10 protein-coding genes are annotated in these 11,701 nt (G+C 64.1%); 3 read left to right on the top strand and 7 right to left on the bottom strand.

Going from position 1 to position 11,701, the window contains the following annotated elements; translation table 11 throughout:
* Positions 1-85: 85 nt before the first annotated feature.
* The 6 genes from Q0X61_RS11315 to Q0X61_RS11290 form a co-directional block, all read right to left on the bottom strand.
* Entirely contained in the window at positions 86-1,342 is a 1,257-nt protein-coding gene (locus Q0X61_RS11315; protein ID WP_297742724.1) for a beta-ketoacyl synthase, read from the bottom strand.
* 76 nt (positions 1,343-1,418) lie between these two features.
* Positions 1,419-1,664, bottom strand: coding sequence for an acyl carrier protein (locus Q0X61_RS11310; protein WP_297742722.1), 246 nt, complete (start codon positions 1,662-1,664; stop codon positions 1,419-1,421).
* 35 nt (positions 1,665-1,699) lie between these two features.
* Entirely contained in the window at positions 1,700-2,680 is a 981-nt protein-coding gene (locus tag Q0X61_RS11305; protein ID WP_297742720.1) for a beta-ketoacyl-ACP synthase III, read from the bottom strand.
* A gap of 9 nt (positions 2,681-2,689) precedes the next feature.
* Positions 2,690-3,598, bottom strand: a complete 909-nt coding sequence (locus Q0X61_RS11300) for an ACP S-malonyltransferase (RefSeq protein ID WP_297742718.1) — start codon at positions 3,596-3,598, stop codon at positions 2,690-2,692.
* Positions 3,599-3,740: 142 nt separating this feature from the next.
* Positions 3,741-4,934, bottom strand: coding sequence for a CdaR family transcriptional regulator (locus Q0X61_RS11295; RefSeq protein ID WP_297742716.1), 1,194 nt, complete (start codon positions 4,932-4,934; stop codon positions 3,741-3,743).
* A gap of 9 nt (positions 4,935-4,943) precedes the next feature.
* Entirely contained in the window at positions 4,944-6,704 is a 1,761-nt protein-coding gene (locus Q0X61_RS11290) for a DEAD/DEAH box helicase (RefSeq protein WP_297742714.1), read from the bottom strand.
* Between the two features lie 237 nt (positions 6,705-6,941).
* Between Q0X61_RS11290 and Q0X61_RS11285 the strand changes: the two genes are divergently transcribed.
* Entirely contained in the window at positions 6,942-7,751 is an 810-nt protein-coding gene (locus Q0X61_RS11285) for an RNA methyltransferase (RefSeq protein ID WP_297742712.1), read from the top strand.
* Here the strand turns inward: Q0X61_RS11285 and Q0X61_RS11280 are convergent.
* Complete coding sequence (locus tag Q0X61_RS11280) at positions 7,712-8,221, bottom strand: N-acetyltransferase (RefSeq protein WP_297742711.1); 510 nt, start codon at positions 8,219-8,221, stop codon at positions 7,712-7,714. The genes Q0X61_RS11285 and Q0X61_RS11280 overlap by 40 nt on opposite strands.
* 90 nt (positions 8,222-8,311) lie before the next feature.
* Between Q0X61_RS11280 and aceE the strand changes: the two genes are divergently transcribed.
* Both aceE and Q0X61_RS11270 read left to right on the top strand, forming a co-directional pair.
* The gene (aceE, locus tag Q0X61_RS11275) at positions 8,312-11,065 is read left to right on the top strand and encodes a pyruvate dehydrogenase (acetyl-transferring), homodimeric type (protein WP_297742710.1); all 2,754 of its coding nucleotides are present in this window, start codon (positions 8,312-8,314) and stop codon (positions 11,063-11,065) included.
* Positions 11,066-11,252: 187 nt separating this feature from the next.
* Positions 11,253-11,687, top strand: a complete 435-nt coding sequence (locus Q0X61_RS11270) for a DUF3052 domain-containing protein (protein ID WP_297742709.1) — start codon at positions 11,253-11,255, stop codon at positions 11,685-11,687.
* Positions 11,688-11,701 lie beyond the last annotated feature (14 nt).

Below are 11,701 nucleotides of genomic sequence, written 5' to 3'. Positions count from 1 at the left end.
CCGCCACGCGTCCGAAGACGCTCCCGTGCGTTGGCTCCACCAGGTGGTGTGACGCGTTCCCGCGCTCGACGCGGGGGCTTTGTGCCTAGTCGGTGATGTGTTCGTTCGTGCAGACGATGGCGACGTTGTGGCCGCCGAACCCGAAAGAGTTATTCACGGCGGCGAGATCGCCGTCGGGAAGGGGACGCGGCTCCTTGGCGATGTCGATGCCGAGGCCCGGCTCCTCCTTCTCGAGGTTGATCGTCGGCGGCACCACGCGGTGACGCAACGCGAGTACGCTCGCGAGCGTCTCGAGCGCGCCCGCCCCACCGAGGAGATGGCCGGTCATGGACTTCGTTGACGTCACCACCGCCTGCGTGTTCTCGCCCAGCGCGGTGCGGATGGAGCCAGCTTCCGTGATGTCGCCTTGCGGTGTTGATGTGCCGTGAGCGTTCACGTGCACTACGTCGACGGGGCTGAGGTCTGCCTCGCGAAGCCCCTTGATCATGGCCTGCGACTGCCCGTACCCGTCCGGGTCAGGTTGCACCAAGTCATGTGAGTCAGCGGTGATACCGGCCCCGCGCAGGGTGCCGTAGATCGTCGCACCGCGTGCTTTCGCGTGCTCGAGGGTCTCCAACACCAGCATCGCCGCACCTTCTGCCATAACGAAGCCGTCGCGATCCACGTCCCAGGGGCGGGAGGCGCGCATAGGGTCGTCGTTGCGACGAGACAGCGCCTGCATCTGCCCAAACGCCACCATCGCGAACGGATGAATCACGGCTTCAGCACCGCCTGCGACGACGATGTCCGCGCGCCCGAGGCGAAGCATGTCGATACCCAGCGAGATGGCTTCGTTGGAGGAAGCGCACGCTGAGACCGGCGTGTGAACGCCAGCACGGGCACCGATGCGCAGCCCGATATTCGACGCGGGAGCGTTGGCCATGAGCATGGGGATCGTGAAGGGGGACACACGGCGTATGCCCTTCTCCTTCAACACGTCCCACTGGCCGATGATGGTATCGAGCCCGCCGATGCCCGTGGCTGCGCACACGCCGAGACGATCACCATCGACTGCGTTGTCGGGTTGGAATTCAAAACCGGCGCCCTGCCAGGCCTGTTGGGCGGCGATGATTGCGAGCTGGGTGGAACGGTCGAGCTTGCGGATCTCGACGCGGGGAAGCACCTCGACGGGATCGCCCACGACTTCGGCAGCAATCGTGGTGGGCAAGTCAGCAGCCCAGTCATGCTGCAAGCTGTGTACACCGGAACGCCCGGCGAGCATGCCCTCCCAAGTGGAGGCGACGTCTGCACCCAGCGGGGTGGTGGCGCCGAGACCAGTGACGACGACGGTGGGGGTGTTCATGACAAGCTCCTAGGGAGTGCTCAGGAAAAAAGGGGGGAGGGTGGGGCGCTACAAGCGGGTGCGCCCCACCACGTGTTCATCGCTGCGCGTTCTCGATGTAGGCAACGGCGTCGCCCACGGTCTTCAGGTTCTTGGAGTCTTCGTCGGGGATTTCGACGCCGAAGCGGTCTTCGCATTCGTAGATGATCTCTACCATCGACAGGGAATCGACACCGAGGTCATCGACGAACGACTTGTCGAGTTGTACGTCCTCGACGGCAGTGCCGGCGAGATCGTTCACGATCTCCGCGAGGGTGGTGCGGATTTCTTCAGTGCTTGCCATGAAAGGCTCCTTTATGGGTTGTGGTCGTGCAACGTTCACGGGAGGGTGATGACCTGGCCTCCGAAGACCAGACCCGCCCCGAAACCGATGATGAGTGCGATCTGCCCGCTCTTGGCCTGCCCAGATTCCAGCAGGCCCTCGATCGCCAGCGGGATGGAAGCCGCGGACGTATTTCCCATGTCGACGATGTCTCGGGCAACAACGACGTCGTCGGGGAGACCTAGGTGGCGCAACATGGAATCGGTGATCCGGTTGTTGGCCTGGTGGGGGATGAACACGTCAAGTTCGTCGGGGGTGACCCCGCTTTGCGCAAGTGCTTCTTTAGCCTTCCCAGCGATCACGGTCGTCGCCCAGCGAAAGACGGCGCGCCCCTCCATGTGGATGTACGGATGATAGTCGGTGTGGCGCCAGTCGTCGATTTGGATCACCTCGTGCGCGGCTGGATTTGAGCCCCACACCGGCGGGCCAATCGCGGGGGTGTCGCTTCGACCCACTACGGCGGCGCCGGCGCCGTCGCCGAAGAGGAACGCGGTGGTTCGATCGGTGATGTCGGTGTACTCGCTCAACACCTCGGAGCCGACGATGAGTACGTGCTTCGCGGTGCCTGCGCGCACGAGGGAATCCGCGATGTTGAGGGCGTAGCTGAAGCCGGCACAGGCTGCGGAGATGTCGAACACGGCGGGGTTCGACATCCCGAGCTTGGCGGCGAGCATCGCCGCCATCGATGGGGTCTGGGCGTAGTGCGAAACCGTCGACACGATGACTGTGTCGACCTCGGCAGGGTTGACGTTGGCGCGGTTGAGGGCCTTCGTCGACGCGGTTTCCGCAAGCGTGAGCGCATCTTCGCCCTCGCCAACCCATCGTCGCTGCGTGATGCCCGTGCGCTGTTCGATCCACTCAGGCGTGGAGTCGATCATCGTGCACATCTCTTCGTTCGTGACGACACGGCTCGGACGGGCGCCGCCGATGGACATGATGCGGCTGTACTGCGATCCCTGGGGGACGTTGATGGTCATGGCTATTCCTCAGCGGTGGTGTGCCTGTGCGAAGGCACGTGCATCGTCGAGCTGATCGGGGGTATTGAGATTGAAGACTTCCGCGTCGCGGAGATTGCGTTTGGCGATGCGGGTGAGGGTTCCGGCCGGGGTGAGTTCCAGGATGCCGGTCACTCCGAGCGCACGCATGGTGTCCATGCACAGGTCCCAACGAACCGGGTGAGCCACCTGCTGGACGATGCGGTCGAGGGCGTCGGTGCCGTCGGTGACCAAGGCCCCGTCGCGGTTCGATAGCAAGGTGATGCGTGGGGTTTGAGGCCGAATCTCGGCGGCAGCCTTCGCGAGGGCCTCGACCGCTGGCTGCATGTGTACCGTGTGGAACGCGCCGGCAACCGACAGCGGTATGAGCCTGGCGCGGTGCGGAGGGTGCTGGGCGAGGGCCTCGAGCTGCTCGACGGTGCCCGCCGCCACAATCTGCCCCGCGCCGTTGTGGTTTGCAGGGGTCAACCCCGCGGCTTCGATGGCAGCGAGCACCTCGTCGGCGTCGCCTCCGACGACGGCGGTCATGCCGGTCGGGCGCTGTGCGGCGGCCGCCGCCATGGCTCGCCCGCGGGCTGTCACCAAGGACGCGGCTTCGGCGTCGGTGACAACGCCAGCGAGGGCAAGCGCGGTGAACTCCCCGACGGAGTGGCCGGCAACGAGATCTGGTTCGACGTCGAGCACGTGCTGGGCGCCCACCGATGCAGCGACGAGCAGTGGCTGCGCAACGGCGGTGTCGCGGATGGCATCTTCGTCAGCTTCGGTGCCGAAATAGGCAAGGTCGAGTTGGGTTGCCTCGGAGAACTCAGCGAGCGTCGACGCAAAAGCGTCGAGTTCGAGCCAAGGGACGAGGAATCCTGGCTTCTGGGCGCCTTGACCCGGCGCAACGATTGCTAACACGCCTTTCACTCTGCCCGATCCCACCGCTCGGAACGCGCAGTGACCAACACGAAAATACAACCGAGTGGTTTGTAGAGAGTCAACAAAGTAGCGTGGCGAATGGCGATTCGCGGCATGGGCGAGTTGTGCAGTTCCCAAAAACTCACTGATGTTTCGTGTGCAGCCGACCGAGGGTGACCGCCATGCGCAAGATGTACGCCTCGCGGGCGTCGGAGGGGTTATACCCCGTGATCTCCGTGATGCGCTTCAGCCGGTAACGCACCGTGTTGGGGTGCACGTACATGGCACGCGCGGTGGCCTCCATGGACGAGCCGTGGTCGAGGAAATTGACGACAGTCTCCAACAGGTCGTGGTGGGCATTCAGCTGCTCGTAGAGGTCGACGCCCAGCACGCGGCGGGCGTGGCCGTCGCCCGCCAGAGCCCGTTCTGGCAACAGATCGGACGACAGCAAGACTCGCGGCCCTTCAGGCCACGCACGTGCTGCTCGATACCCCGACGCGGCCTCCCTCGCCGAGCGGCTGGCGTCGGCGAGGGAAGGTACGATGGGGCCGATGATGATGGGTCCGTCCCCGAAGTGATCGGTGAGCGGTTCGACGGCGCGCGCGGTCTCCACTGGGGTCGTCACCGCCTGGCCACCCAGGATGCACACGAGACGTTTGCCTTGCACCGTCGCGAGCAGGTCGAAGCCAGCCTTGGTGCTGGCCCGTCGGAGCGGATCGATGTCCTCATCGGGCTTCGTCGTGGCGACCAACACCACAACCTTGTTCTCGCTGTGCCATCCGAGCGTGGATGCTCGTGAGATGACGGACTCGTCCGTTTCTCCGCGAACAACGGCGTCGATGACAGAGGCTTCGATGCGTGAATCCCAAGCGCCCCGAGCCTCGGCTGCACGGGCGTACACGCCCGCTGCGGCGAACGCCACCTCGCGCGTGTACTGGAGGATGGCCACCTGCAGCGCCGGGCGATCATTGCGGGGCAGCAGCTCTCGAATCTGCTCCTCGACGACAGTGGTCGTCGTGCGCACCAGGTCTACCGTCTGACCCAGGTTGATGCGCCTAGCCATGAGCCTAGGCGCCGCCTCGAAGATGGTTTCCGGGTCGAAGTGCTCTCCAGAAAACCAGCTCACGAAGCCGTCGATGCCCGTGCGGGCGACCATGGAGATCCAGGAGCGCGAGTCGGCGTCGAGCCCTTTGAACCATGGATAATTCTCGTCGAGCGCTGCGATCACGGCCGTATTGATGCCACTGCTCACCGCGCGAAAACGCTTGATGAGCGCAGCCTTGCCCCTCACAGAGGGAGCTGGCGTCGCGGTCGACTTCGAGCTGGGGGGAGTCATTCGACCACCCTATCGCGGGCCGCCGGAACCGCCAGAGAGCCATGCGTTGACCATGCGAATGCGCTCCTCCACCTGATCCTTCGATGCCTTGGCAAGTGGTGGGCCGCCGCATTGGCGTCGAAGGTCGGCGTGCACATGCGAGTGCGGGACGCTGCGCAGTCGCGCGTACTGGGACACCAACGAGTTCAGCTTCTTTCGACGGTCCGCCATGGCCCGATGCAGGGTCACCTCGGGTTGGCGTTTGGTTTGACGTTCCCGACGGCGCAGTTGCCGGCGCTGACGTTCCGCCAACAGCACACTGACTTGCTCAGAGTCGAGCAGACCGGGCAACCCCAGGTACTCCTGTTCATCCGCCGACTGCGGTTCGGCGAACAGTCCGTACTGTTGGGAGTCGAACAAGACGTGGTCGAACGTGGCGTTCGATTCCATCGCCTCGAAGCTGCCGAGAAGCTCGTCGGCGGCACTCTCAGCGCGATTCGCCTCGGCCATCTCGGCCTCAGATTCGCTCCACAGCGCCTCGTCGTCGTTCTTGGGACGCCCCAACACGTGATCGCGTTGACGCTCGAGCGAGCTGGCGTGCGCAAGGATGATGGGCACTGTCGGTAGGAAGACCGTGGCGAGTTCGCCTCGGCGGCGCAGCCGGACGAAGCGCCCGACTGCCTGCGCGAAGAACAGTGGGGTCTGGGTGGCAGTGGCGTAGACGCCGACCGCGAGCCGTGGCACGTCGACACCTTCAGAGACCATCCGCACAGCCACCATCCAGCGGCTTTCGCCCGCGCTGAACTCGTCGATGCGCTCTGAAGATTTCGCCTCGTCGGAGAGCACCAGAGTGGGTTTCTCGCCGGTGATCGATTCGAGGACCCGAGCGTAGGCGCGTGCGGTGGTCTGGTCGGATGCAATCACGAGGCCGCCGGCGTCGGGAACGTGCCGACGGGTTTCGCTCAGTCGCGTGTTTGCCGCTGCCAGTACGGCGGAGATCCATTCGCCTTTCGGGTCGAGCGCCGTGCGCCAGGCGTGCGCGGTGACGTCTTTGGTGAGGGGCTCTCCGAGATTCGCGGACACCTCGTCGCCGGCCTTCGTGCGCCAACGCATCGGGCCGCCGTAGTTCATGAAGACGACGGGACGAACCACATTGTCCTTCAGCGCATCGGCATACCCGTAGGTGTAGTCGGCGTGGCTCATGCGGGTGCCGTCGGGGAGCTCGTCGTAGGTGACGAATGGGATGGGGTTATCGTCGGAGCGAAACGGCGTGCCGGTGAGCATGAGGCGACGCTTGGCGTAGCCAAACGCCTCCCTGAGTGCGTCACCCCAGCTGAGGGAATCGCCGGCGTGGTGCACTTCGTCGAGGATGACGAGGGTGTCCTGGCTCAAACAGATGCCCTCGTACACCCATGGGCGCATGGCAACCCCGGCGTAAGTCATGGTGGAGCCGACGTATTCCCTGGAGCGGCCGCGCTTCGTGGTGTTACCGGGGTCGAGGTGAATACCCACCCGGCCGGCGGCGTCGGCCCACTGCACTTTGAGGTGTTCGGTGGGGGCGACAACGATGATGCGTTTGATCTCGCGCCGCTCGAGAAGGTCCTTCGCGACGCGGAGCGCGAACGTTGTTTTGCCTGCGCCGGGCGTCGCAACGGTCAGGAAATCTTGTGGTGCGTGCTCGTGGTAGAGCTGAAGCGCCTCAGCCTGCCAGGCGCGCAAACTTTGAGCGGTACCCCAAGCCGCCCGCTGTGGGTATGCGGGGGAGAGGTGCTCAAAGCCGGCGGAGGACACGGCCGACAACTCTACCTCGCGCCACTGACTGCACCAATCCGCTGCGCACTCTCATCAGCCTTGCGCATTCGTACGCGGGCCGGTGATCGCAGAAAAGTGACCATTATCCTCCACGCGCGGCCAAGAAGTGATCGAATGAGGGGGTTACATCACGCACGTGGAGGATAACGGTCAAGATTGCGGGGGTCTCCGTCCTCCGCGCCCTTGATACGTGGCGGAGTTGTACTGTGGGGCCACATGATCATCCCTGTCGACGATGTCCACGACCCACGCCTCGCGGAGTTCGCGAGCCTTCGTGACGCTCAGCTGCGCACGAAACTCGAAGCTGAACGGGGGCTGTTCGTGGCGGAAGGCGACAAGATCATCCACCGCGCCTGGGAAGCGGGCTTGCTTCCAAGCGCCTTCCTGCTCACGAAGCGGTGGCGCGCGAAGCTCGACGACGTACTGGCCGCCACTCACGCGCCCTGTTTCGTCGCCTCCGAGGCGATGATCGAACAGGTGAGTGGCTTCCACGTGCACCGTGGCGCGCTTGCCACATTCCACCGCCCCGCACCCGTCCATTGGGAGACGCTGCTGCGCACGGACCGCATCATCGTCGCCGAGGGCCTCGTCGACCACTGGAACGTTGGGTCCTTGTTGCGCATCGGCGCAGCGCTGGGGTGGGGAGGCGTCGTCGTGAGCGAAACGTGCGCTGACCCGCTTTACCGCCGCGCCATCAAAGCCTCGATGGGCGCGGCGCTGCAACTGCCATGGCGGCGCATGGACGACGACATGGCTGACCTTCGGCGTATCCAGGACGCGGGATTCCGCCTCGTGGCGGCAACCCTTTCCGACGATTCGATCCCCCTCGACGAGGTGCCTCGCAGCGGCAAGATCGCCGTCGTGCTCGGCAACGAAGGTCACGGTCTTCCGGAGCCTTGGCAACGAGCCGCCGATGTCCGGGCGCGCATCCCGATGGCTGACGGCATCGACTCACTCAACGTTGCCGCGGCAGCATCTATCTTTTGCTACGAGCTGCGAAGTTCCTTGACCATTTCGAGTTCGTAGTCGTCGGGAAACAACTCGTGTGGCTGACGCACACCCGTCGTCACGAACCCTTCTCGCTCGTAAAACCTGCGTGCGGCAACCTGCTGCTCGTTCACGTCCAACCACAACCGACGGTGCCCCCGCGCGCTCGCCCATTGCTCGGCCTTTGCGAGTAGCCGGCTGGCCAAGCCGGAGCCGCGCAGCGTGGGGGAGAGGTACACCTCCAGGAGGTACGCGCGCTCACCAAAACTGCGCGTCAACATCTGCCCGAACCATTCGTCGGATCCGGCCACGACGAACCAGCCTGAATCTGGCATGAGTTGGGAACTCGTGCGAATCTGCCACCACGTCTCAGGCTGCATACGCACTTGATCCAATGTGTGTCCGAAGGCCCGGGGGGTATCGCTCAGCATGTCGAGACGCAGTGTTTTGTACCGCCGCCATTCGTCGGCGCGCGCCTCGCGTATCTCGAGCCCCATAGCCGTCACCATACTCGAGGGATTCTGCAGAGGTTTAGGCTAGGCTCACTGAGAGTGGACAAGTAGCGAACGACGCCGCCGCGTCGGTAGAGAGGACCCAACGTGACGCACGATGTAGGACCGATCATCAACGGTCTACCCACGAATCTGCCCGACTCCGACGTCGAAGAAACCGCGGAGTGGCTGGAATCACTCGATGCCGTCATTGAGCACGGCGGGCGCAACCGGGCCCGGTACGTGATGCTAAAACTGCTCGAACGCGCACGCGAAAGCCACATCGGCGTGCCGTCGCTTGTCGGCACGGACTACGTCAACACCATTCCTGCCGACAAGGAGCCTGTGTTCCCCGGCGACGAAGATCTCGAGCGCGGCATCCGTCGCCTCCTGCGCTGGAACTCGGCCATCATGGTGCACCGCGCGCAGCGCCCTGGCATCGGTGTGGGCGGACACATCTCGTCGTTTGCGTCGTCAGCGACGCTGTACGAGGTTGGCTTCAACCACTTCTTCCGCGGCAAGGATCACCCAGGCGGCGGCGATCAGATCTACTTCCAGGGTCACGCCAGCCCGGGCATGTACGCCCGCGCCTATCTCGCCGGACGCCTCACCGAGGACGACCTCGACGGCTTCCGCCAGGAGCACTCCCACTACGTTGACGGCGAACTGCGGGGTCTGCCTTCTTATCCGCATCCGCGCCAGAAGCCGGACTTCTGGGAATTCCCGACCGTATCGATGGGCCTGGGCCCCATCAACGCCATCTACCAGGCGCAGTTCAACCGCTATCTGCATAATCGCGGCATCAAAGACACGTCGCAGCAGCATGTCTGGGCGTTCCTCGGTGACGGCGAGATGGACGAGCCGGAATCGCGCGGCGCGCTGCAGCTTGCCGCCAATGAGGAACTTGACAACCTCACCTTCGTCGTGAACTGCAACCTTCAGCGTCTCGACGGCCCCGTACGCGGTAACGGGAAGATCATCCAGGAGCTTGAGGCATTTTTCCGCGGCGCGGGTTGGAACGTCATCAAGGTGGTGTGGGGGCGCGGATGGGATCCGTTGCTCGCGGGCGACACCGAAGGCGCGCTGCTCAACCTCATGAATTCCATCACCGATGGCGACTTCCAGACCTTCAAGGCCAACGACGGCGCCTACGTGCGCAAGCACTTCTTCGAGCGCGATCCCCGCACCGCCGCGATGGTCAAGGATTGGAGTGACGAGGACGTGTGGCGCCTTTCGCGCGGTGGCCACGATTACCAGAAGGTGTACGCGGCCTACAAAGCTGCCACCGAGTTCACCGGCGCACCGACGGTGATCCTCGCCCACACCATTAAGGGCTACTTCTTGGGCAAGCACTTCGCTGGACGCAACGCCACGCACCAGATGAAGAAGTTAGCGCTGGACGATCTCAAGAATCTCCGCGACCGAGTGCAGCTGCCCATCTCTGACGAGCAGCTCGAATCCGACCCGTACTTGCCGCCGTACTACCACCCCGGCCAGGACGACGACCGCATCAAGTACCTCCAGGAGCGACGTCGCCAGTTGGGCGGCTACCTGCCCGAGCGTCGCGGCGACCGCAAGTTCATCTCCCTGCCTGGCGACAAGGCGTACGAAGCCGCGCGCAAGGGTTCGGGCAAGCAGGAAGTGGCGACGACCATGGCGTTCGTCCGACTGCTGAAAGACCTCATGCGCGATAAAGACTTCGCGTCGCGCGTGGTGCCCATCATTCCCGACGAGGCGCGTACGTTCGGGATGGACGCTTTCTTCCCCACGATCAAGATCTACAATCCGCACGGCCAAAAATATGTGCCAGTTGACCACGAGCTATTCCTCAGCTACCGGGAAGCGAAGGACGGCCAGATCCTCCACACCGGCATCAATGAGGCGGGCTCCGTCGCGGCCTTCACCGCAGCCGGCAGCTCGTATGCCACGCACAACGAACCCATGGTGCCCATCTACGTGTTCTATTCAATGTTCGGCTTCCAGCGCACTGGCGACGCAATGTGGGCTGCCGCCGACCAGCTCGCTCGTGGATTCCTCATCGGCGCGACCGCGGGGCGCACCACGCTGACGGGCGAGGGCACGCAGCACATGGATGGCCACTCCCCGCTGCTGGCCGCCACGAACCCGGCGGTCGTCGCCTACGATCCGGCCTACTCCTACGAGACGGCGCATATCGTGCGCAGAGGCCTGGAGCGCATGTACGGGGAGAACCCCGAAGACATCATGTACTACCTCACGGTGTACAACGAGCCCATTCGGCAGCCCAAGGAGCCCGAGAACCTCGACGTTGAAGGTGTCCTCCGCGGCATGTACCTGCTGAGCCCGGGCAGCTTCGACGGGGTTGACGAGAACGCACGTCGTGCTCAGATCCTCGTCTCAGGCGTCGCTGCCCCGTGGGGTCTCGAGGCGCAGGAGCTGCTGAAGCGCGACTTCGGTGTTGTCGCCGACGTCTGGTCGGTCACCTCGTGGGGCGAGCTGCGTCGCGAAGGTAAGGAGCTGGACAAGAAGAAATTCGACGATCCCAGCAACGATGAGCGCACCTGGGTGGAACAGAAGCTCGCTGACACCGAGGGCCCGATTGTGGCTAGCACTGACTTCTCGACGATGCTGCCCGACCTGATTCGCCCCTGGGTGCCTCGCGACTACTCCGTGCTCGGTTGTGACGAGTTCGGATTCTCCGATACCCGCGCGGCTGCCCGTCGCTACTTCAACATCGACGGTCCCTCGATCGCGGTGCGTGTGCTGCAGCGTCTTGCCGCTGCCGGCGAGGTGCCTGCCGACTGGCCGCAACGCGCCGCGGAGCAGTACCGGATCCAAGACGTCACGGCTGGCGAATCTGGTAACGCCGGCGGCGACGCCTAACTTTGCACATCTGCGAATCGTACGAGGGGCTGCCCATGACGTTGGGTGGCCCCTCGTCCATGGTCCGGCGGCGCTCGGACGCCGTCACGTCGACGAGGAGGAGTGAACCACCGTCGGGGCAAGACTCGATTCCGTATTTTGGGGTGGGGTGATGGAAGCCGACCTCGTCATCTGGCAGGCTAGGGGCGTGGCTATCACAAAAGGCAAGGAGCACGGATCCGAAGCAGTCGCCGGCGCAGAGCTGCTGGGGCTGAACACCGACATGATTGTCCAAGAACTCGGCTGGGACGAGGATGTCGATCAAGATCTTCGTGACGACATCATGGACATCATTGACGCCGACATGGTCGAGGAAGCCCTCGAGGCTGTTGACGTCGTCATTCTCTGGTGGCGCGACGAGGACGGTGACGTCGTTGACGGCCTCGTCGATGCGATGCCAGATCTGGCCGACGACGGCTACATCTGGCTACTGACGCCGAAGGTTGGGCGTCAGGGGTACATCGATGCGGCCTCCGTACAGGAGGGTGTGACCATCGCAGGGCTGAGCCTCACATCGACGGCGAACGTCGCCGACGATTGGCTCGCCACGAAGGTGGTTCGACCGAAGGGTAGCCGCAAGTGACTGTTCCCTGCGCG

This window comes from uncultured Tessaracoccus sp., assembly GCF_947255005.1.
Classification (GTDB): Bacteria; Actinomycetota; Actinomycetes; order Propionibacteriales; family Propionibacteriaceae; genus Arachnia.
This window is presented reverse-complemented; position numbering and strand designations above follow the sequence as displayed.